Below are 22,910 nucleotides of genomic sequence, written 5' to 3'. Positions count from 1 at the left end.
CCCTGCGGGAGTTCCGGGCCTCGGGCGCGGGGGTTACGCGGCGACCGGGACCTCCACCGAGGTCGCGGCCGGGGTCAGGGCCAGGTCCAGGACCTGGCGGACGTCCGACACGGGGTGGACGTCCAGCTTTTCCAGGACCTCGGCCGGGACGTCGTCCAGGTCCGCCTCGTTGCGCTTGGGGATGATCACTGTGGTGATCCCCGCCCGGTGCGCCGCGAGGAGCTTCTGCTTGACGCCGCCGATGGGCAGCACCCGGCCGGTGAGGGAGACCTCGCCGGTCATCGCCACGTCGGGCCGGACCTGACGGCCGCTGAGGAGCGAGGCCAGGGCCGTGGTCATGGTGATGCCCGCGCTGGGGCCGTCCTTGGGGACCGCGCCCGCCGGGACGTGCAGGTGCACGCCGCGCTCCTTGAGGTCGCCGACGGGCAGCTCCAGCTCCGCGCCGTGCGAGCGGAGGAAGGAGAGCGCGATGTGCGCCGACTCCTTCATCACGTCGCCGAGCTGGCCGGTGAGCTGGAGGCCCGAGCCGCCGGTCTCCGCGTCGGCGAGCGACGCCTCGACGTACAGGACGTCGCCGCCCGCGCCGGTCACGGCCAGGCCGGTGACCACGCCGGGCACCGCCGTGCGCCGCTCCTCCGGGTCCTGCGCGGACTCCGGGACGTGGTGCGGCCGCCCGATGAGCGGGCGGAGCTCGTCCACGCCCACGGTGAAGGGCAGGTCCTGTTCGCCCAGTTCGTGCTTGGCCGCGACCTTGCGGAGCAGCCGGGCGATGGCCCGCTCCAGATTCCGCACGCCCGCCTCGCGGGTGTACTCGCCGGCCAGCTTGCGCAGCGCGGCGTCCTCGATCACGACCTCGCCGGGCTCCAGGCCCGCCTTCTCCAGCTGGCGCGGGAGCAGGTGGTCGCGGGCGATGGTGACCTTCTCGTCCTCGGTGTAGCCGTCGAGGCGGACCAGGTCCATGCGGTCCAGGAGCGGCTCCGGGATCGCCTCCAGGACGTTGGCCGTGGCGAGGAAGACCACGTCGGAGAGGTCGAGCTCGACCTCCAGGTAGTGGTCGCGGAAGGTGTGGTTCTGCGCCGGGTCGAGCACTTCGAGGAGGGCCGCGGCGGGGTCGCCGCGGAAGTCGGAGCCGACCTTGTCGATCTCGTCCAGCAGGACGACCGGGTTCATGGAACCGGCCTCCTTGATGGCGCGGACGATGCGGCCGGGCAGCGCGCCGACGTACGTGCGCCGGTGGCCGCGGATCTCCGCCTCGTCCCGGACGCCGCCGAGCGCGACCCGGACGAACTTGCGGCCCATGGCACGCGCGACGGACTCCCCCAGGGAGGTCTTGCCGACGCCGGGCGGGCCGGTCAGGGCCAGTACGGCACCGCCGCGGCGGCCGCCGACCAGGCCGAGGCCACGGTCCGCGCGGCGCTTGCGCACCGCCAGGTACTCGGTGATCCGCTCCTTCACGTCGTCCAGGCCCGCGTGGTCCGCGTCCAGGACGGCGCGGGCGCCCTTGATGTCGTACGCGTCCTCGGTGCGCTCCGTCCACGGCAGCTCCAGGACGGTGTCCAGCCAGGTGCGGATCCAGGAGCCCTCGGGGCTCTGGTCGCTGGACCGCTCCAGCTTGTCGACCTCCTTCAGGGCCGCCTTGCGGACGTCCTCGGGCAGGTCGGCGGCCTCGACGCGGGCGCGGTAGTCGTCGCTCTCGTCGTCCGCTTCGCCGTTCAGCTCGGACAGCTCCTTGCGGACCGCCTCCAGCTGGCGCCGCAGCAGGAACTCGCGCTGCTGCTTGTCGACGCCCTCCTGGACGTCCTTGGCGATGGACTCGGCGACGTCCTGCTCGGCGAGGTGCTCGCGGAGCGCTTCGGTGGCGTCCTTCAGGCGGGCGACCGGGTCGGTGGTCTCCAGCAGCCGGACCTTCTGCTCGGTGGTCAGGAAGGGGCTGTATCCGGAGTTGTCGGCGAGCTGGCCGACGTCCTCGATCTGCTGGACGCGGTCCACGACCTGCCAGGCGCCGCGCTTGCGCAGCCAGCTCGTGGCGAGCGCCTTGTACTCCTTGACGAGCTCGGTGACCGCGCCGGGGAGGCCCGTCTTTCCATCAGGCGCAGTCGGGACGGTCTCCTCGACCGTGGTGCCCTCCACCCAGAGGGCCGCGCCGGGCCCGGTCGTCCCGGAGCCGATCTGCACGCGGCCCAGGCCGCGGATCAGCGCGCCCGGGTCGCCGTCGGACAGCCGGCCGACCTGCTCGACCTTGCCGAGCGTGCCGACGCCGGCGTAATTGCCGTCGATACGTGGAACGAGCAGCACCCGTGGCTTGTTACCGGGTGAGGCGGCGGCCTGCGCGGCCTCCACCGCGGCGCGTACGTCCGGGTCGGACAGGTCCAGTGGCACCACCATGCCCGGCAGGACGACCTCGTCGTCCAGGGGCAGCACGGGCAGGGTGAGCGGTGTGGACGTCGAAGCCATGATCTCCCCTTCGGCAGGCAAGTTGAGCTGTACCCACTCAATGCTCGGGAGTCGGTGGATGTTCCCAGGGCTTTGTTCGCTGTGAGCGATCAGACGCGGAGGCGGGCGGGAGGCCCGAAACGGCCGGGCGCGCATGGCCTACGGGCTCATAGGGTGGGGGACCGTCCGGCATCCCCCGACTCCGGAGGCCTCGCACCCATGTCAGCCCCCTTCGCCACCGACGAGACGCCCGTCACGCTGGAGCGCCGGGACGGACCGTACGGAGAGGTGGTGCTGCGGCGGCGGGGCCCGCACTTCGAGATCATCGCCAACGGGTGCTTCCTGATGGACACCTCCGACGGGCGGTCGGAGCGGCTGCTCGTCGACGCCGCGCTCGCGGCGCTGCCCGCCGGCCGCGCGCGGCCGTCCGTACTGATCGGCGGGCTGGGCGTCGGCTTCTCGCTGGCGCGCGCCGCCGCCGAGCCGCGCTGGGGCCGGATCGCGGTCGTCGAGCGCGAGGGCGCGGTCATCGACTGGCACCGAGCGGGGCCGCTGGGGACGGTGTCGGGCCCGGCGCTGGCCGACCCCCGGACGGAGATCGTCCAGGCCGATCTGGTGGCGTACGTACGGGAGGGCGCGGGCACCGAGACGTACGACGCGCTCTGCCTGGACATCGACAACGGCCCCGACTGGACCGTCACCGAGGACAACGGCGGCCTGTACTCCCCCGCCGGGCTCGCGGCCTGCCGGGACCGGCTGACACCGGGCGGCGTGCTGGCCGTCTGGTCGGCGCAGCCCTCGCCCGCTTTCGAGGACGCGCTCCGGAATGCCGGGTTCAGCGAGGTTCGCACCGAAGAGATCCCCGTTGTCCGAGGCGTCCCCGACGTGGTCCACCTCGCGGGGAAACGCGCGTAGCCGCGGGTCACATCGTGCCTTTACGCTGCTGCCCAGCAGTATGCGACCAGTCAGTACACCCAGTCAGCACGTCAGTACAGCAAGTCAGTACGCGACCACGCACGGGGAAATTCAGGGGCGGGCGATGGACCAGACTCAGACCACCCACGGCGCCGCGGCGGCGGCCACGCCCGGCGCCCAGCGGCGGGTGCTCGTCGTCGAGGACGACCCGACGATCGTGGACGCCATCGCGGCCCGGCTGCGCGCCGAGGGCTTCCAGGTGCAGACCGCGATCGACGGCCCGTCGGCCGTGGACACCGCCGAGGCGTGGCAGCCCGATCTGCTCGTCCTCGACGTCATGCTGCCCGGCTTCGACGGCCTGGAGGTGTGCCGCCGGGTGCAGGCCCAGCGGCCGGTCCCGGTGATGATGCTCACCGCGCGGGACGACGAGACGGACATGCTGGTCGGCCTCGGCGTCGGCGCCGACGACTACATGACCAAACCGTTCTCCATGCGCGAGCTGGCGGCGCGGGTGCACGTCCTGCTGCGCCGCGTCGAGCGGGCCGCGCTCGCCGCGCACACGCCGCGCAGCGGCATCCTGCGCCTGGGCGAGCTGGAGATCGACCACGCGCAGCGGCGGGTCCGGGTGCGCGGCGCCGACGTGCACCTCACGCCCACCGAGTTCGACCTGCTGGTCTGCCTCGCCAACACGCCGCGCGCCGTGCTCTCCCGCGAGCAGCTGCTCGCCGAGGTCTGGGACTGGGCGGACGCCTCCGGCACCCGCACGGTCGACAGCCACATCAAGGCGCTGCGCCGGAAGATCGGCGCCGAGCGGATCCGCACGGTCCACGGCGTCGGGTACGCGCTGGAGACCCCGCCGGCATGAAGTCGCCCCTTCCCCTGGCGCGCGCGCTCTGGCAGCGGGCCTGGGAGGCGATGCGTCCGCTCGATCCGTACCGTTCGGTCAAGGCGGCGCTCGGCGCGCTGGTCACCGTTTCGGTGATCATCACGACCCTGCTGGTCCTCGTCGCGTTCCACTCGGCGACGGAGCTGCGGGTCATCACGGTCTTCTCGATCATCGCCTCGCTGCTGATCACCCAGTTCGTCGCGCAGGGGCTGACGGCCCCGCTGGACGAGATGACGGACGTGACCCGGGCGATGGCCGCCGGTGACTACACCCGGCGGGTGCAGGGCAGCCGCCGGGACGAGTTCGGCGAGCTGGCCGACGCCTTCAACACGATGGCCGCCGACCTGGAAGCGGTGGACACCCACCGCAAGGAGCTGGTCGCCAACGTCTCGCACGAGCTGCGCACGCCGATCGCCGCGCTCCGCGCCGTACTGGAGAACGTCGTCGACGGCGTCTCCGAGGCGGACCCGGAGACGATGCGCACCGCGCTGAGCCAGACCGAGCGGCTCGGCCGCCTGGTCGAGCACCTGCTGGACCTCTCCCGGCTGGACAACGGGGTCATCCCGCTGCACGCCCGCCGCTTCGAGGTCTGGCCGTACCTCTCCGGGGTGCTGAAGGAGGCCAACATGAGCCGCAGCGCCTCCACCCTGGCCGTCGGCTCCACCCACCACAGCCGTACGGACGTCCACCTCCACCTGGACGTCTCGCCCCCGGAGCTGACCGCGCACGCGGACGCCGAGCGGCTGCACCAGGTCGTCGCCAACCTGATCGACAACGGCATCAAGCACTCCCCGCCGCACGGCCGCGTGACCGTACGGGCACGCCGCGGCGAGGGCCCCGGCAGCCTGGTACTGGAGGTGCAGGACGAGGGGCCCGGCATCCCGGCGTCCGAGCGGCACCGGGTCTTCGAGCGGTTCAACCGCGGCGGCCCCGGTGCGTCCGGGCCGGGCACCGACGGCGGTACGGGACTGGGCCTGGCGATCGCGCGCTGGGCGGTGGATCTGCACGGCGGGCGCATCGGGGTGGCCGAATCCCCGCGTGGCTGCCGTATCCGCGTCACCCTTCCGGGGACCGGTCAGCCCCGTCCTTGACGCCCGGTGACGTAGGGTCGGTGGTGGAACCACCCATTCGGAGTGTTCCCCGCGTCCCCGCCTGGGGTGCGATGGCGATGCCGCCTACCCAGGTGCGAGCGAACCACGCATGTTTCCCGCCAAGTCGCGCCCCGAAACCCCCCGCCAAATGTGACGTGCGCGACGAGTACCCCTCCCGGACTGCAGCATCGGTCGACAGAGGCGTAGCCTTTATTCCCGCTGTCCACCACCTTTAGGAAGCGGAAGAGGGCGGTTGCCGCCGTGTCGCCACAGTCCCCCAACACTTCGAGTGCCTCGACCGACCAAGACGGGCAGGGCAAGAGCCCTGCTGCCGGATTCGGTGCGAACGAGTGGCTCGTCGATGAGATCTACCAGCAGTACCTCCAGGACCCGAACTCGGTAGACCGAGCCTGGTGGGACTTCTTCGCCGACTACAAGCCGGGCGCTCCGGTGACGTCGGGCACCCCTGCCGACGAGGCCAAGCCGGCCGCACCCGCGACGCCACCGGCCAAGCCGGCCGCCGCGCCCGCGGCCGCCGCCCCGGCGCAGCCCGCGGCACCTGCCGCGAAGCCCGCCGCAGCTCAGCCCGCACCTGCCAAGGCCGCACCGGCCAAGGCCGAGGCGAAGCCCGCTGCCAAGGCCGCTCCGAAGGCGGACGCCAAGCCCGCCGCCGAGGCGCCCGCAGGCCCGGAGTACGTCACCCTGCGTGGCCCCTCCGCCGCCGTGGCGAAGAACATGAACGCCTCGCTGGAGCTGCCCACGGCCACGTCCGTGCGCGCCGTTCCCGTGAAGCTGCTGTTCGACAACCGCATCGTCATGAACAACCACCTCAAGCGCGCCCGCGGTGGGAAGGTCTCCTTCACCCACCTCATCGGGTACGCCATGGTGCAGGCGCTCAAGGCGATGCCCTCGATGAACTACTCGTTCACCGAGAAGGACGGCAAGCCCACCCTGGTCAAGCCGGACCACATCAACCTCGGCCTCGCCATCGACCTGGTGAAGCCCAACGGTGACCGCCAGCTCGTCGTCGCGGCCATCAAGAAGGCAGAGACCCTGACCTTCTTCGAGTTCTGGCAGGCGTACGAGGACATCGTCCGCCGCGCCCGGGTCGGCAAGCTGACGATGGAGGACTTCACCGGCGTCACCGCGTCGCTGACGAACCCCGGCGGCATCGGCACCGTGCACTCCGTGCCGCGCCTGATGCCCGGCCAGGGCCTCATCATCGGCGTCGGCGCCATGGAGTACCCCGCGGAGTTCCAGGGCACCTCGCAGGACACCCTGAACAAGCTGGGCGTCTCCAAGGTCATGACGCTGACCAGCACATACGACCACCGTGTGATCCAGGGCGCCGCCTCCGGCGAGTTCCTGCGCATCATGAGCCAGCTGCTGCTCGGCGAGAACGACTTCTTCGACGACATCTTCAAGTCGCTGCGGATTCCGTACGAGCCGGTCCGCTGGCTGAAGGACATCGACGTCAGCCACGACGACGACGTCACCAAGGCGGCCCGGGTCTTCGACCTGATCCACGCCTACCGGGTGCGCGGCCACGTCATGGCCGACACCGACCCGCTGGAGTACCGCCAGCGCAAGCACCCCGACCTGGACATCACCGAGCACGGCCTCACGCTCTGGGACCTGGAGCGGGAGTTCGCGGTCGGCGGCTTCTCCGGCAAGTCGATGATGAAGCTCCGCGACATCCTCGGCGTGCTGCGCGACTCGTACTGCCGCACCACCGGCATCGAGTACATGCACATCCAGGACCCCAAGCAGCGCAAGTGGCTGCAGGACCGCCTGGAGCGCCCGCACACCCCGCCGGAGCGCGAGGAGCAGCTGCGCATCCTGCGCCGCCTGAACTCCGCCGAGGCGTTCGAGACCTTCCTGCAGACGAAGTACGTCGGCCAGAAGCGCTTCTCGCTGGAGGGCGGCGAGTCCGTCATCCCGATGCTGGACGCGGTCATCGACTCCGCGGCCGAGTCGCGGCTGGACGAGGTCGTCATCGGCATGGCCCACCGCGGCCGGCTGAACGTCCTCGCCAACATCGTCGGCAAGTCCTACGCGCAGATCTTCCGCGAGTTCGAGGGCAACCTCGACCCGAAGTCGATGCACGGCTCCGGCGACGTGAAGTACCACCTGGGCGCCGAGGGCACCTTCACGGGTCTCGACGGCGAGCAGATCAAGGTCTCGCTGGCCGCCAACCCCTCGCACCTCGAAGCGGTCGACCCGATCGTCGAGGGCATCTCCCGCGCCAAGCAGGACATCATCGGCAAGGGCGGCACGGACTTCACGGTCCTCCCCGTCCAGCTGCACGGTGACGCGGCCTTCGCGGGCCAGGGTGTGGTCGCCGAGACGCTGAACATGTCGCAGCTGCGGGGCTACCGCACCGGCGGCACGGTCCACATCGTCATCAACAACCAGGTCGGCTTCACCGCCGCGCCGGAGTCGGCCCGCTCCTCCATGTACGCCACGGACGTGGCCCGCATGATCGAGGCGCCGATCTTCCACGTGAACGGTGACGACCCGGAGGCCGTGGTGCGCGTCGCGCGCCTCGCCTTCGAGTTCCGCCAGGCGTTCAACAAGGACGTCGTCATCGACCTGATCTGCTACCGCCGCCGCGGCCACAACGAGTCGGACAACCCGGCCTTCACGCAGCCGCTGATGTACGACCTGATCGACAAGAAGCGATCGGTGCGCAAGCTCTACACCGAGTCCCTCATCGGTCGCGGCGACATCACGCTGGAGGAGGCCGAGCAGGCGCTGCAGGACTTCCAGGGCCAGCTGGAGAAGGTCTTCACGGAGGTCCGCGAGGCCACCACGACGCCGATGGCGCCCGAGGTCCCGCAGCCGCAGGCCGAGTTCCCGGTCCACGTGGACACCGCGGTCTCCCAGGAGGTCGTCAAGCGGATCGCCGAGTCCCAGGTCAACATCCCCGACCGGGTCACCGTCCACCCGCGCCTGCTGCCCCAGCTGCAGCGCCGCGCGGCCATGGTCGAGGACGGCACGATCGACTGGGGCATGGGCGAGACCCTGGCCTTCGGCTCGCTGCTGATGGAGGGCACCCCGGTCCGGCTCGCCGGCCAGGACTCCCGCCGCGGCACCTTCGGCCAGCGCCACGCGGTCCTCATCGACCGCGAGACCGGCAACGACTACACGCCGCTGCTGTACCTCTCCGAGGACCAGGCGCGGTTCAACGTGTACGACTCGCTGCTCTCCGAGTACGCGGCGATGGGCTTCGAGTACGGCTACTCGCTGGCCCGTCCCGAGTCCCTGGTGATGTGGGAGGCGCAGTTCGGTGACTTCGTCAACGGCGCGCAGACCGTCGTCGACGAGTTCATCTCCTCGGCCGAGCAGAAGTGGGGCCAGACCTCCGGCGTCACGCTGCTCCTGCCGCACGGCTACGAGGGCCAGGGCCCGGACCACTCCTCGGCCCGCATCGAGCGCTTCCTCCAGCTGTGCGCGCAGAACAACATGACCGTCGCGATGCCGACGCTCCCCTCCAACTACTTCCACCTGCTGCGCTGGCAGGTGCACAACCCGCACCACAAGCCGCTGGTCGTCTTCACCCCGAAGTCGATGCTGCGTCTGAAGGCCGCGGCGTCGAAGACGGAGGAGTTCACCACCGGCGGCTTCCGCCCGGTGATCGGCGACGGTTCGGTCGACCCGAACGCGGTCCGCAAGGTGCTCTTCTGCTCCGGCAAGGTCTACTACGACCTTGAGGCGGAGCGGCAGAAGCGCGGTGCGAACGACGTCGCGATCGTCCGCATCGAGCGGCTGTACCCGCTGCCGGGCAAGGAGCTCCAGGCGGAGATCGCCAAGTTCCCGAACGCCGGCAAGTTCCTGTGGGTCCAGGAGGAGCCCGCCAATCAGGGCGCCTGGCCGTTCCTCGGCCTGAACCTGATCGACCACCTGGACCTGGCGGTCGGCGCCGACATCCCGCACGGCGAGCGTCTGCGCCGCATCTCGCGGCCGCACTCCTCGTCGCCGGCCGTCGGCTCCGCCAAGCGCCACCAGGCCGAGCAGGCCCAGCTCATCGCGGAGGCGTTCGACGCCTGAGCCACCGGCGCCGCGACACCTGAAAGGGCGGGGCTCCACCGGATCACTCCGGTGGGGCCCCGCCCTTCTGCTGTCCTCAGATCGTCAGCGGCTCGAAGTCGCGGAGCTGGTACGGCGGCAGGTCGGCCTCGGTGGAGCGGGTGTTGTGGGCCAGGTCCAGCGTCCACGGGTGGCTCGGGCCGACCGCCGCCTCCATGGCGGGCAGCGCGCGGCCGAGGGAGCCCAGGGCCGCCGCGCGGTCGCCGGCCGCGAGCAGCGCCAGCGCGTGATTGGCGTCGCTGCCGACGGTGTACGGGTGGGCGGGTCCGAGCAGCTCGCGGTAGGCCGTGTACGTGAGCTCGGCCGTGGCCAGGGCCCGCTCCGGGTCGCCGGACTCGCGCTCCAGGCAGCCGAAGCCGGCGGCGGTCATCAGGGTGAGCGGGTTCCGGCGGCCGAGCAGCCGCACCGCCCGCTCCAGCAGCCGCTCCATGCCCTGCCGGGCCCGCTCCCCCTGCCCGGCGGCCCGGCGGCAGAGCGCGAGGCCGTGTCCGGCGCGCAACGACTGGGGGTGGTCGGCGCCCAGGACGCGGTGGTGGCTGCGCACGGTCCGCTCCTGGAGCTCCAGCGCCGCCTCGACGCGGCCGGTGAGCCGCAGGTCGGTGGCGTAGTGCAGCTCGGAGTAGAGCGTCCAGGGGTGGCCGGGCGGCAGGACCCGGCGGCGCGCCCGCAGGGTACGCAGGTCCAGCTCCAGGGCCTCGTCGTAGGCGCCGAGCAGCCGCAGGGAGACCGCGGTGTTGTTCTGCGCGGCGAGGGTACGGGCGTCGCCCGCGCCGAAGGTCTGCCGGCTGCCGTCGAGCACGTACCGGGAGAGTTCCAGGGCTTCCTGGAGGCGGGCGAGGCCACGCAGGTCGGCGGCGAGGCCGGTGGCGGCGCGCAGGATGTCGGCGTCCGGGGTGGAGCCCCGGCCGAGCAGCCGCTCCAGCGCGGCTCGGTCCAGTTCCTCGCAGGCCGCGTACTGTCCGGCGGCGCGCAGCAGGTTGGTGTGCTCGTGCAGCAGGTCCAGGCGGCGCGGGTGGTCCTCGGGCAGGAGCCGCCGCCAGGTGCGGTCCGCGCGCCGGACGAGGGCCAGGCCGGTGTCCTGGACGCCCGCGAGGTAGGCGTAGCGCAGGCAGTTCAGTACCGGACGCGCGGTCTGTGCGGGGTCGGCCTCCAGCGCGCCGGAGGGCAGCAGGTGCGGCAGCAGCGCGGCGTACGCGGGCCAGTCGGCGGGTTCGTCGGGGTGGCCGGGGTCGGCGGCGGCGAGCGCGCCGCGCACGGCGCGCGCGTACCGCTCCCGCTCCGGCGCCGGGACGCCCTCGCGGACCAGGAGGCGGACCATGCGGTGCAGGTGGACGCCGGTGATCCCGGCGCCGTCCGCGGTCTCCGTGGCGTCCACGACGGAGTAGCGGGCGAGCAGCCGCAGGGCGTCCTGGAGCCGTCGCGGGTCGCCGGTCAGCGGGGCGAAGTCGCCGCGGATCCGGCCGAGGAGGGTGACCGGCACGGTGCCGGGCGCGAAGGAGGCGCACAGCCGCAGCAGCTCCCCGGCGTCCGGCGCGGTCTCGGCGATGCGGTCCAGCAGCGCCGTCCAGGCCGCGGCGAAGGTCATCGGGAAGTCCTCGGCGACGACCGTGCGGGCGTCGCCGATGCCGCCCTCCAGCAGCCGCAGATAGCTCCCGACGCTCATGTCGGAGTCGTTCAGCCAGCCCGCCGTCTGGTCCAGCAGCAGCGGCAGGTCCTCCAGGGCCGCGGCCAGCCGGTCCGCGTCGGCCGCGGCCAGGCGCGGGGCCCGGCGGCGTACGAAGGCGACGCTCTCCGGGCGGTCGAGGACGGGGACCGGCAGGAGCAGGGTGTTGTAGGTGTCCCAGGAGCGGTTCCGCGAGGTGATCAGGACGTGGCCCGACCCGCTGGGCAGCAGGCCGGCCACCGCTTCGGGGTCGTCCGCGCCGTCCAGGACGAGCAGCCAGCGGTGGTACGGCTCGCCGCGCCGCAGTGCGTCCATGACCGCGCGCAGCCGCTCGCCGGACCCGGCACCGCACCTGATCCCCAACTCCGGCGCCAAAGCTGCCAGTTGATGCCGCGCCTCCTCCCCTTCCCCGGCGGCGATCCACCACACCACGTCGTACTCGGCGGCGAAGCGGTGCACGTACTCGGCGGCCAGCTGGGTCTTGCCCACGCCCGCCATGCCCAGCAGCGTGCAGACCGCCGCGCCCCGTACGGAGCCCGCCAGGCGGCGGTGGACACGGGCGAGGAGGGACGCGCGGCCGGTGAAGCGCGGGTTGCGGCGCGGCACCCCGCCCCAGACGTCGGGCGCGTCCAGCGGGAAGCGCGGGCCGCCGGTGCCGGGCGCCGGGATGTCCGGGAGGCCGAGGCGGCGCAGCAGGAGGCGCTCGGCGTGGTGCGCGCCGGCCTCGGTCAGCTGGGCGGGGCCGAGCGCGGCGGCACCCCGCGGGAGGTTGCCGGGGTCGGTGACGGAGACGGCGCTGAAGCGGCCGGGGTGGGCGGCGGTGACGGCGGCGAGGGCCGCGTCCCACTCCCGACCCGTGCGGACGCCGGGCTGGAAGTAGCCGGCGCTGAAGACGAGCAGCACCCGGCCGCCGGAGAGCGTGAGCCCGGCGAGCGCGGCCCGCAGCTCCATCGCGGCGGGCGGGTCCCAGTGGTGCAGCGGGGCGCGCAGCCCGTGGCGTTCGAGCCGGTCGGCGATCCAGTCGCCCCAGGCCCGGCCGTCCCCGGCGACGCTGACGGTGACCCGCGGGCCGGGCGGCGGACCGGGCCGTACCGGCCGGGCGGGCCGCGGCACCCGCGCGGACGCGGCGTCCGTCGGCCGCTGCGGGAACGTCGACTCCGCCGGCTGCGCCATACGGTCCTGCTCTCCTCCGGGGGACCGTCGATACGGCCCTGTTCTTCCGTATCCCACCGCGCCCGGCGACCGCGAGCGGATTCCGGCCTAGTACGGGGAGCCCGACCGCAGCTGACGCCGCATCAGGTCATCTGCGGCTCGAAGTCCCAGTAGGGCCGGGTACGGGCGCGGGCGGAGACGGTGTGGGCGTGCTGGGGGCCCAGTACGGTGCTCAGGCCGGTCAGGGCCTCCTCCTCCAGCTTGTCGGCCTCCTGGCGTTTGCGCAGGCCACGCAGGTCCGCGGCGAGCGCGATCTGGCCGGAGAGGGTCAGCGGGTGGCGCAGGCCCAGGGTGGCGGCGGCGCGGGCGACGGTGTCCCGGCCCAGTTCGGCGGCGCTCTCCGGGTCGCCGGCGAAGTTGCGGGCCGCCGCGGCGTTCAGCGCGCAGCCCAGCGTCCAGGGGTGGTCGGGGCCGACCGCCCGGCGCATCCCCTCCAGCGACTCCTCGGACAGCAGCAGCGCCTGCTGCCGCTCGCCCGCGGCGCGCAGCACGAGCGCGTGGTTGGCCTGGGCGCCGATCGTGTACGGGTGGGCCGCGCCCAGCTGGAAGAGGTACCGCTCGGCGACCTGCTCGCCGATCTCCCGGGACTGGTCCAGGCTGCCGTGCTCGCGGGCGAAGCAGGAGTAGCTGACGGCGACCATGAGGGTGAGCGGGTCGGTCTCGCCGAGCACCCGCTCGGAGCGTTCCAGTGCCCGGCCGAGGAGGCGGCCGGCCTTGGCGCGGTCGCCGGTGCGGTAGTAGCACAGCCCGAGGTTGTGCTCGGCGCGCAGCGTCTGGGGGTTGTCGTTGCCCATGACGAGGCGGTGCACCCGCACGCTGTGCTCCTGTACCGAGGTGGCCTCGGCGTAGCGGCCGAGGAGGCGCAGGTCGGTGGCGACGTGGATCTCGGAGAAGAGCGACCAGTTGTGGCGGGGGCGCAGCAGCTCGCGGCGGGCTTCCAGGGTGCGGCGGTGCAGTGCCAGGGATTCGGTGTAGCGGCCGAGGAGGCGGAGCGAGACGGCCAGGTTGTTCTGCGCGTTCAGGGTGCGCGAGTCCTGCTCGCCGACCAGGTCGGTGTAGCCCTGCAGGACGGTGGTGGACAGCTCCAGGGCCTCCTCGAAGCGGGCGAGGCCGCGCAGGTCGGCGGCGAGCCCGTTGGCGGCGCGCAGCGTGTCCAGGTCGCGCGGGCCCTGGGTGTCGCGCAGATGGTCCAGGACGACGCGGTCCAGCGCCTCGGTGGCGGCGTAGTCGCCGGTGGCCCGCAGCAGGTTGGCGTAGTGGTAGCTGAGGTCCCAGATCCGCGGGTGGGTGTCGCCGAGCAGCTCCCGCCAGGCGGCCAGGGCGCGTTCGGCGAGCTTGAGGCCTGAGCGGTACTCACCGGAGAGGTACATGTACCGCAGCACGTTCAGGACCAGGTTCTGCACGTCCGGGTCCCGGCTCACCAGGACGTTGGCGGCCTTGAGGTGCTGGGCGAGCTCGGCGAACCGGGGCCACAGGCGGGTGTCGGTGGGGCGCAGCGGGTCGGCGGCGGCCAGCGCGCGCTGCGCGACGCGGCTGTACTCCGCCTGCTGCCGGTCCGGCATCAGCGCGCGCACGGTCTGGTGGACCATGCGGTGCATGTAGAGGATCTCGCCGCCGGGGGACGCGTCGTCGGCGGTGACGTCGTGGGACTCGATGCGCACGACGGAGTACTGCAGGAGCTTGCTGATGGCCTGGTTCCACAGCAGCGGGTCGTTCATCAGCCCCGTCAGCTCCTCCGGCAGGTCGCCGGGCGGGATGTCGCGGAGCAGCCGTACGGGGATGGCGGCGGGCGCGAAGAAGGAGCACAGCCGCAGCAGGTCGACGGAGGCGGGCACCGCCTCGGCCAGCCGGTTCTGCAGTATCGACCAGGACGTCTGGTAGGTCATCGGGAAGTCGTGGGCGACCCGGACGACCTCGGCGTCGGCGCCGCTCTCCAGCAGGTCGACGTACTCGTCGACGGTCATCGTGGAGTCGCTGAGCCAGCCCGCCGTCTGGTCGAGCAGCAGCGGCAGGTCCTCCAGCGCCTCGGCCAGCTGGTCCGCCTCGGCGCGGTCCAGGCGCGGGGCGCGGCGCCGGACGAAGGCGATGGACTCCTCGCGGGTGTAGACCGGGACCTCGAACATCATGGTGTTGTGCTCGCTCCACTCGCGGTTCTGCGAGGTGAGGAGCACGTGGCCGGGGCCGGAGGGCAGCATGTCGGCGACGTGTTCGGGCTGGTCGGCGCCGTCCAGGACGAGCAGCCAGCGGGAGGACGGCTCGCCGCGCCGGAGCGCGTCGCGGACGGCGCGCAGCCGCTCGCCGTACTCCTGGCCGGTGCTCAGGCCGAGCGCGGGGGCCAGCTCGGCCAGCCGCTGGCGCATCGGGGTGCGCTCGCCCGCCGCGACCCACCACACCACGTCGTACTCGGAGCCGAAGCGGTAGACGTACTCGGTGGCGAGCTGGGTCTTGCCGACGCCCGACATGCCGTACAGCGTGCACACGGCGGCGCCGCGCTCGGCCTGCTGGAGGCGGTGGTAGACGTCCGCGAGGAGGTTCTCGCGGCCGGTGAAGCGGGTGTTGCGGCGCGGCACGCCGCCCCAGACGCGCGGCTGCTCCTGGGGGTAGCGGGGGCCGCCGCCGTCCTCCTCCGGCTCGGCGTGCGGGTCGGGCTCGATGCCGAGCCGGGCCAGCAGCCGCCGCTCGGCCTCGCGGGCGCCGACGTCGGCCAGTTCGGCGGCGCCGAAGACGGCGGTGGCGGTGGGCAGCGCGTTCGTGGTGACGGAGACCGCGGCGAACTTGTCCTGGCGGTCGGCGACGACGGTGCGCAGCGCGGCATTCCACTCCTCGTGGCTGCGCGGGCCGAGCTGGATGTACCAGTCGCTGAGCACGATCAGGACGGTGCCCTCGGCGAGCGCGAGGTCGCTCAGCGCGTCCTCCAGCGGGGTGCCGGCCCGCGGGTCCCAGCGCTGGAAGGCCACCCGCATCCCGTGCCGTTCCAGCCGGTCCCCGATCCAGGCGGCCCACGCGCGGTTGAAGCCGGCGAAACTGACCGTGACCGGTGGCCGGCCGGTGGGTGCGGTGCTCCTGCGCGCTGCGGGCATTCGAACGACTCCCTCGTCTTGCGTACGAACGGACGGCCGGGCAAGGACCGTCAGAGCTGCCCTTCTGGGGAACATACACCGGCGAACCGGTCGTCGGCGGTCATCGCGCGTGCTGTCGTCGCCACATCGTCCGCGACGTCTCCACGTAGGCGCTCGCGCGTGCCAAGTACCCCTCGGGCGGGGGGCGTTCCCGCAAACGAGTGAGCCGCTCGGCCATCGCGCCGGCCAGGACGCGGCCGGCCGGGGTGAGGGCGCGCGAGCCGAGCAGCGTGGGCAGCGCGGCGCCGACCTGTTCGCGGCAGCGGGAGTGCTCGGCCCACGCGGTGTGCCGCTCCAGCGCGGTCCCGGCGGTCAGCGCGAAGCGCTGCCAGTAGTCGGCGAGCGCGAGGTGCGAGTACGTGCCCTGGAGCAGCCCGTCGAAGGGGCGCGGGTCGGGCCGCCAGGGCGCCCAGTGCCGGGCCGTGCCGGCGTCGTGGTGCAGCGGCGTCAGCTCGGCGAGGGCGGCGAGCTTGGCGTGCTGGAGCTCGTGAACGAGCGTCGCGGCGAGGAAGGCGGGGGTCTGCGGGGTGGAGCTGAGGACCGCGCCGAACGCCTCGCGGCGGGTGCCGCTGCAGTGCGCGGGGCCCGAGGCGTGCGGGCTGGCGTTGGGGGGCGGCGCGAGCGGCACGACGCAGTCCAGCAGGACGTCCGCCTCCAGGGCGCGGGTCGGGCCGCCGCGCTCCAGCAGCGGCCAGGCCCCGGCCCAGGCCGCCTGCCAGCGGGTCCGTTCGGCGGCGCCGAGCGGCTCGGCGGGCCTGAGGCCGTGCCGCTCCAGCCCGCTGTCGGCCGTGCGGAAGGGGTCGAGGTCGTCCAGCAGTACGGGGTGGGGGCCGCCGGTGAGCGGGCGCAGCGGGCGCCATGCGGGGTCGGCCGACTCCCAGGCACCGTCGGCCCGCGGCAGCAGCACGGCGGGCGGGCCCACGGGCGGCCCGATCGTCAACCTGCCGCCTGCGAAAAGGAGTTCGGCCTCGGCGGGCGGCCCCTCGCGTCCGGCGTCGCGCCCGTGCAGGGTGTACGCGCCGAGGGTGGGCAGGGCCAGTACGCCGCCCGGGGCACGCAGTTTCAGGGTGAACGGCAGGCGGGCGCGGGCGGCGGCCGCCGCGGCGACGGCCCCGAGGTGTTCGAGGTCGGGGAGCAGGCCGGGCGGCGGGACGGCGGCCGCGAGACCGTGCAGGGCGCGCCGCACCCAGGGCCCGAGCAGCGGGTAGTACAGCACCCGGCGGGTGGCGTCCCGGTCGGCGCGGTCGGCGGCCTCCAGCAGCGCCCAGTGCTCCGCCACCCGGGCCGCCGCGGGCCGCGGCACGCTCGGCGCGCGGGCGGAGTCCACGGCGTCCAGCAGCGCGCGCAGCGCCAGCAGCCGCCGTACGCGCTGGTCGTCGACCAGCAGCCGCAGCGCCTCCGCACCGCCTTCGGACCGGCCCAGCTCGCGCAGCAGGCCCGCGGGTATCCGGCTGCTCATCGGGCGGGCCCCCGCGTGGCACGGGCCAGCCGCCCGGCGGCGTGCCGGATCAGCCGCTGGAGGTCGGCGCAGTACACCGAGGGGTTGGCGAAGCCGCTCCCGTGCCGGTAGCGGTGCGCGTACTGGCCGCCGCCGCAGATCCGCACCAGCGGGCAGGCGCGGCACACGGGGGCGAGGGCCGCGGCGCCCGCGTGCCGGGCGGCGATGCCGGGGTGCGCGAGGGCGTCGTCGAAGGAGTGGCCGAAGACGTCCAGCCCGGTGGCGGCAGCGCCCTCGTACGCAGACTTCAGGGAGTCGACCTGCTCGATGCTGCCGTCGGTCTCCACCACGACGGCGGTGAACGGGGTCAGGCCCAGCGACTCGCCGCCGGCCGGCGCGCCCAGCAGCAGGGCCAGGCAGTCCTCGAAGAGCCGGACCCGCGGCTGCCCGGGGCCGCCGTCCCACCAGGCGTCGAAGACGGCGGCGAGCCAGTCGCCGTAGGGAGCGGTGCGGTCGGCACCCGGTGTCAGGCCCGGGGGTGGAGTGGTCCAGTTGCCGTGCGGGAGCAGCAGGTCCAGGCGGGGCGGGCGGAGCGCGCGCAGCGAGGCGTAGGTCTCCAGGGGGTCCGTGCGCGGGTCGACGACGGCGAGGATGCCCGCGTAGGCGTCCGGCTGCTCCTCGGCGAGCAGCCGCAGGCCGCGGACGGCGCGGCTCCAGGCCGGGCGCCCCGCGTGGTCCACGCGCGCGGCGTTGTGCGCGGGCAGCCCGCCGTCGAGGCTGACGCCGACCCGGATGCCGTGGTCCGCGAGGGTGCGCAGCCGGGCGCGGGTGAGCAGGGTGCCGTTGGTCTGGACGGTGGGGTGCAGGGCGCAGTCGCCGGGGAGCCGGGCGCGCAGCATGTCGACGGCGCGGCCGAGCCGGTCCGCGCCGGCCAGCAGCGGTTCGCCGCCGTGCAGGACGAGCGCGGCGTGCCGCAGGCCGTGGGCCGCGGCGTGCTCGGCGATGCGGGCGGTCGTGCGGTCCAGGACCGCGTCGCTCATCGTGGCAGGGCGGTCCCGCCAGCCGTCGTCGGCGGCCTCGTAGAGGTAGCAGTAGCGGCAGGCGAGGTTGCAGTGGCCGTGCACCTTGAGAATGAACTGCCGGAAGGGGAGGACGTCCGGCCGGTCCGCCGCCGACGGGCCCGTGTCCCGTACGGTCTGCTGCGCCACGTCCGCACCCCCCAAGCCGTGGCCCGCGCAGGGACGGCCCCCGTCGCCGGTCCAGCGCGAAGTATCCCTGCGGAGCGGCGTGCCGAAACCGGTGGCGATCGGCCGTGTCCGGTTCCGTTGGCCCCAACGACCGAAAGTGTTCGGGTCACGTCGGTTCACTTCAAGAGGCGCTTCAGAAGGCGCTGTTGAATCCCCACAGCATTTCCGTGGGTTCGTCCACGCGCGTCCGTATCCGTTCCAGTACTTCCGACAGCACCGGGTGGTCCACCGTCCGCAGCTCCGCGAGATCCAGGGCGAGCAGGTCCGGCAGTTCGGGCAGCTCACCGGCCGGCGGCACCGCGGCCCCGGCCGTCTCCGTCCGCTCGTCCCCCGTGTCCTTGCGGCTCGCGCTCATCGCCTTGCCCCTTTCCGCCAACTGCCCCCGCTGGTACGTCACTTACAGGCTGCCGCCTGTCACCCGCCGATGTCCATGAGCCGGCGCGAGGTCTCCTGGCCCGCCGGGCCGCCCTCGTCGGGCAGCCGCCGCCATTCCTCCAGGGCCAGCCGGTAGGCGTCGCGTGCGGCCCGCGGCCGCCGCGCGTCCTCGTACGCCTCGCCGCGCAGGTGGTACGCGCGGGCGCACAGCCGTACGGCGGGGTCCGGGTCCGCCGCGCCCTCCTGGGCCGCGCGTGCCGCGTCGGCCGCCCGGCGGTAGGCGTCCGCCGCCTGTTCGAGCTGCGCGTCCAGGCCGGAGCGGCGGTGCGCCAGCCGGTGCGTGCCGCCCAGCTCCAGCCAGCACTCGGCGCGCACCAGCGGGTCGGGGGCGGACTGCGCGGCGAGCCCGAAGAGGTGCTCGGCCTCCCGCAGGTCCACCCGGTCGTCGTCGCTCCTGCGCAGCATCAGGGCGCGGCCGAGGGTGAGCAGCCGGCGCGCCAGTCGCGGGTCGCCGGCCGCGGTCTCCATCCGGCAGTCCCGCAGCACGCGGACCGTGCGGTGGATGACGGCCCGGCCGCCGGGCTCGCGCGCCCGGCGCATCAGCGCGTCGCCCCACTCCTCGATCAGGTCGCCGTAGCCGTCGCGGTCGCGCGGCACCGCGCGGCAGGCCGCTTCGTACCGCCGGTCGGCCTCCGCCAGATGCCGTACGTCGCCGTCCGCTTCGAAGCGCCGCACCGCGAGCCGGGCGGCGCGCACCACCACGGCGGCCCGCTCGTCCGGCCCCTGCGCGGCCTCCTCCATCTCCTCGACCAGCCGCGCGGCCCGGTCCAGCGCGGTGCCGGTGAGCATCAGCAGCGCGTCGGTCAGGTCCAGCCGGGCCCACAGCCGGGCGTCCTGTGGCGCGCCCTCGGCGGCCATCGCGTCGGCCGCGTGCGCGAGCGAGGCCGCGGCCTGCTCGGCGTACGCCGCGGCCTGTTCCCGGTCGGCGGCCGTGCCGGAGAGCCGCAGCAGCGCCCGGCCGTGCGCCAGCGGCAGGCCGTGCGGCTGCGCCTCGTCGTACGGCCAGGCGTCCGCGAACGCCTCCAGCATCCCGACGGTCTCCTGGAGCAGCCCGCTGTCGCCGCCCAGCCGCCACTGCTCCTCCAGGACCCGGACCCGCTCCAGGGTGATCTCCAGGGCGTGCCACGGCTCCAGCCCGGCGGTCGCGCACACGGCCGTGAACTCCCGGTCGGCGCGGCGCAGCAGGTCCAGCGCGCCGCGCCCGTCGCCGGCCGCGCGCCGCTCCCCCGCCTCGGTGTGCAGCACCCGTCCGAGCGCTGTGCGGGCGCGCGCCTCGCCGGACTGCGCCGCTGTGCGCGCCGCCTCGCGCGCCTCGCGCAGCAGCGCCCGGCCGCCCTGCAGCTCCCACAGCCGCAGCAGGTTCTCCGCCAGCTCGCTCCACAGCGCGGTGTCGTTGCCGCGGTGCCGCTCGCGCTCGGTGGCGTGCCGCAGCAGCTGTACCGCGTCGAGGAGGTTCTGCACCATGCCGTCGGCGGCGAACCGCCGCACCAGCGCCTGGGAGCGGCGCACCGCCTCGGAGGACGCCGGGCCGCCGGGGCCCTCGTGCCCGTCGGTGGAGACGCTGCGCAGCGGGACGAACCGCTCCAGGACGTGCGCCGCGACCTCGGCGAACGGCTGCGGGGCCCGTAGGCCGGGCCCGTCGGCCTCCGGGTGGGCGCGCAGCCGCGCCGCCGACTCCGCGGCGTCCGCGCCCCGGTCGCCGGTGAGCTGCGCGATGGCGAGCGCGGGGAAGTTCGGTCCGCCCTTGCCGAACCGTTGCTCCACGTACGCGGAGCAGTGCTTGAGCACCAGCAGCGCCTCGTCCCTGCCGAGCGGTCCGAGCAGCACCTCCTGCACGCCCTTGACGAACTCGTACCAGGGGCCGCCGGCCGTCGACTCGCCGTCCGTGCGCGTCAGCAGCCCGCCGAGCAGCACCTCCGACAGCTCGGCAGGCCCCGTCCCGGGCAGCATCGTGCGCTGCACCAGCTGCATCACCGGCAGGCAGAGCGGGGCCGCGGCCAGATAGACGGCGAGCTGCGCCGCACCGGGCGAGGCGGCGCGGCGGAAGCGGGCGACGACCTCGGCGGCGGGCAGCGGGTCGCGGGGGCGCGCGGCGGGGGCCGGGGGCTGGTCGGCGCGGAGCCAGCCGACGGCGGCGGGCACCTTGCCCGCGCCGGTACCGGAGAGCAGCCTGGCCCAGGCCGCGAGGGCGCCCGCGGTGGGCGGCAGTACGGGGACCGGCAGCGCGCCCCCGCCGGCCTGCGCGGTGTCGCCCGTGAAGTGCAGGGCCGTGGCGTAGGAGGGGCCCTCGCCGCGGCGCAGCGTCCCGTAGGAGACGGGCAGCCGGGTGCGGGACCACATGCGCTGCGGCAGCGGCTGGAGGACGGCGAGCGGGCCCTGCCGGGCGAGCCGGTGCAGCAGCCGGTGGGCGTGGCCGCTGCGCCACAGGGGGCCCGCGCAGTCGCTGACCAGGACGGTGACGCGGCGGCCCGTGGGGTCGCTGAGCTGGTCGGCCGAGCGTAACGGCGCGTGCGCCGCCTCGAAGCGGCGGGAGACCGCGGGGCGGCCGTCCGGACCCTGGTGCAGGAACTGCACCTGTACGTCGCGGAAGGCGCCCAACTGGGCGAAGACCTGCTGGAGTTCGTGGAGCAGCCGGTCCCAGACGCACATCGAGGAGGCCGCGTCCATCACCAGTTGCAGCGACGCCTCGGCCCGCGGCACCGCCCGGAACACCGGCATCACCAGCCCGCCCGAGCGCGCGCTGCGCTCCGCCGTCGCCGTCTCGTCCAGGACGTGCTGCACGGCGGGCGCCGCGCTGCGGTACCGCTGGAGGGGGCGCAGGGCGCGCTGGAGGGCGAGCAGGTCGGGCAGGGCGGGCGCGGCGGGCACGCCGACGGGCAGGCCGGTGCCGTACGGCCCTGCGGGCGCGCCCGCACCGCCGCCGGGCAGCTCCTGGCCGGCCGGATAGAGCGCGACGTGGGTGGTGCCGGGCGGCCCGGCGGACCTGCCGCCGGGCGGCTCCCGGTCGGCGCCGGGGCCGTCCTGGCGCGCGGCGGTGCGCGGGAGCGCGGGCGTCCGCGCTCCCGGCACCCGGCCCTCGGCCTCCGCCGTGCCGCCGCCGTCCTCCTGCTCCGCCACCGCCCCGCGCGGCCTGCACCACTGCGCCAGCCACAGGGCGTCGGCCAGCTCTCCGGCGTCCGGGTCCAGGCCCGCGCCGCGCAGGGCGGCGACGACGTCGGCCCAGCTCTGCGGGGCGGTGGGGCGTCCTGCACGGTCCCGCATCACGCGCTCACCTCGGCCGGTCGAGGCGCTGGATGAGCAGGTCGGCGAGCCGGTCGCGGGTGGTGGGGGCTGCCTGGTGGGTGAGGTAGATGGCGTTCAACAGCTGGTCGGCGGCGAGCAGTTCGCTGCGGGAACGTTCCAGGAAGCGGGCGATCAGGTCATCGCCCGCGCGAGCCGCCTCCTCGCCGAGGTGCGCCCGGACGACCGTGGCCAGCCGCTTGTGGTCGGGCTGGCCCAGCTCCAGGTGGATGCAGCGGCGCAGCAGCGGCGCGGGGAAGTCCCGCTCGCCGTTGCTGGTGAGGATGACGAACGGGAAGGCGTGGCAGCGCACCCGCCCGTCGCGGACGCGGACCTTCTGCCCGTCGTCGGTGAGCACCTCCACCTCGGGCTCCCGCTCCGCCAGCCGCTCCAGCTCCGGGATGGCGAACTCGCCCTCCTCCAGGACGTTCAGCAGGTCGTTGGGCAGGTCGATGTCGCTCTTGTCCAGCTCGTCGACGAGCAGGACGCGCGGCTGCGCGGTGGGCAGCAGGGCGGTGCCCAGCGGCCCGAGGCGGATGTAGCTGCCGATGCCGCCGGGGGCCGCGGCCTGCGCGCCGGGCCCGCCGGCCGCCCGGCTGCTCGCGGCGATCTGCACGTCCTGGAGGCGGGCGATCGCGTCGTAGCGGTACAGCCCGTCGTTCAGCGTCGTCCGGCTCACGATCGGCCAGCGCAGTACCCTGCCGAGCTTGAGCTCATGGGCGACGGCGTGCGCGAGGGTGCTCTTGCCCGTCCCCGGATTGCCCGTGACCAGCAGCGGACGGCGCAGGTACAGCGCGGCGTTGACGATCTCCAGCTCCTCGGCGCTGGGCCGGTGCATCTCCGCGACGTGCTCGCCCAGCCGCCGGGTGGAGGAGCTGTCGGTGGCCGGGCCCGGCGCGACCAGCGGGCCGCCGTCGAAGTCCCGCCAGGGTGGCGGGTCGGGGAGCGCGGCGATGCCGTCGTGGGGCTCGCCCGTGCCGCGGTAGATGAGCCATTCGTTCGGTTCGCTCACTGCGAACTCCTCGTCGGTGGTGGGTCATCGGCGGTAGCGCACCGGCCACGCTCCGACCGTATCGGGACGGACCGCGACCCGGTAGAAGCAC

The 22,910-nt window shown here is 74.3% G+C and carries 12 protein-coding genes; 4 read left to right on the top strand and 8 right to left on the bottom strand.

Going from position 1 to position 22,910, the window contains the following annotated elements:
* Positions 1–33: 33 nt before the first annotated feature.
* A complete protein-coding gene (lon, locus tag ACZ4MH_RS18240; protein ID WP_351599572.1) occupies positions 34–2,454 on the bottom strand; it encodes an endopeptidase La in 2,421 nt (806 codons plus the stop codon).
* A gap of 198 nt (positions 2,455–2,652) precedes the next feature.
* Here lon and ACZ4MH_RS18235 point away from each other — a divergent pair, with 198 nt between their 5' ends.
* The 4 genes from ACZ4MH_RS18235 (at position 2,653) to ACZ4MH_RS18220 (ending at position 9,375) form a co-directional block, all read left to right on the top strand.
* The gene (locus ACZ4MH_RS18235) at positions 2,653–3,348 is read left to right on the top strand and encodes a spermidine synthase family protein (RefSeq protein ID WP_351599573.1); all 696 of its coding nucleotides are present in this window, start codon (positions 2,653–2,655) and stop codon (positions 3,346–3,348) included.
* A 124-nt stretch (positions 3,349–3,472) separates the two neighbouring features.
* Positions 3,473–4,213: a response regulator transcription factor gene (locus ACZ4MH_RS18230; RefSeq protein WP_351599574.1), complete on the top strand. Its 741-nt coding sequence runs from the start codon at positions 3,473–3,475 to the stop codon at positions 4,211–4,213.
* Positions 4,210–5,325, top strand: coding sequence for a HAMP domain-containing sensor histidine kinase (locus ACZ4MH_RS18225; RefSeq protein WP_351599575.1), 1,116 nt, complete (start codon positions 4,210–4,212; stop codon positions 5,323–5,325). The genes ACZ4MH_RS18230 and ACZ4MH_RS18225 overlap by 4 nt, the downstream gene beginning before the upstream one ends.
* A gap of 261 nt (positions 5,326–5,586) precedes the next feature.
* Positions 5,587–9,375, top strand: coding sequence for a multifunctional oxoglutarate decarboxylase/oxoglutarate dehydrogenase thiamine pyrophosphate-binding subunit/dihydrolipoyllysine-residue succinyltransferase subunit (locus tag ACZ4MH_RS18220; protein ID WP_467754568.1), 3,789 nt, complete (start codon positions 5,587–5,589; stop codon positions 9,373–9,375).
* 76 nt (positions 9,376–9,451) lie between these two features.
* Here ACZ4MH_RS18220 and fxsT (ACZ4MH_RS18215) read toward each other — a convergent pair whose 3' ends face one another.
* The 7 genes from fxsT (ACZ4MH_RS18215) to ACZ4MH_RS18185 all read right to left on the bottom strand — a co-directional run bounded on the left by fxsT (ACZ4MH_RS18215) (position 9,452) and on the right by ACZ4MH_RS18185 (position 22,819).
* A complete protein-coding gene (gene fxsT / locus ACZ4MH_RS18215) occupies positions 9,452–12,250 on the bottom strand; it encodes an FxSxx-COOH system tetratricopeptide repeat protein (RefSeq protein WP_467754567.1) in 2,799 nt (932 codons plus the stop codon).
* 122 nt (positions 12,251–12,372) lie between these two features.
* A complete protein-coding gene (fxsT, locus tag ACZ4MH_RS18210; protein ID WP_351601740.1) occupies positions 12,373–15,369 on the bottom strand; it encodes an FxSxx-COOH system tetratricopeptide repeat protein in 2,997 nt (998 codons plus the stop codon).
* Positions 15,370–15,469: 100 nt separating this feature from the next.
* Entirely contained in the window at positions 15,470–16,867 is a 1,398-nt protein-coding gene (locus ACZ4MH_RS18205; protein ID WP_467754566.1) for an aKG-HExxH-type peptide beta-hydroxylase, read from the bottom strand.
* Entirely contained in the window at positions 16,864–18,054 is a 1,191-nt protein-coding gene (locus ACZ4MH_RS18200; protein WP_351602178.1) for an FxsB family cyclophane-forming radical SAM/SPASM peptide maturase, read from the bottom strand. The genes ACZ4MH_RS18205 and ACZ4MH_RS18200 overlap by 4 nt, the downstream gene beginning before the upstream one ends.
* A 172-nt stretch (positions 18,055–18,226) precedes the next feature.
* Positions 18,227–18,448, bottom strand: a complete 222-nt coding sequence (gene fxsA / locus ACZ4MH_RS18195; protein WP_351602175.1) for an FxSxx-COOH cyclophane-containing RiPP peptide — start codon at positions 18,446–18,448, stop codon at positions 18,227–18,229.
* Positions 18,449–18,507: 59 nt separating this feature from the next.
* A complete protein-coding gene (locus ACZ4MH_RS18190; protein WP_467754565.1) occupies positions 18,508–21,789 on the bottom strand; it encodes an SAV_2336 N-terminal domain-related protein in 3,282 nt (1,093 codons plus the stop codon).
* 7 nt (positions 21,790–21,796) lie between these two features.
* Positions 21,797–22,819 carry an AAA family ATPase gene (locus ACZ4MH_RS18185; RefSeq protein WP_351601055.1) on the bottom strand — a complete coding sequence of 341 codons (1,023 nt, stop codon included), beginning with the start codon at positions 22,817–22,819 and terminating at the stop codon, positions 21,797–21,799.
* Between the last annotated feature and the right edge of the window lie 91 nt (positions 22,820–22,910).

This window comes from Streptomyces sp. NPDC026301 (genome assembly GCF_055567935.1).
This window is presented reverse-complemented; position numbering and strand designations above follow the sequence as displayed.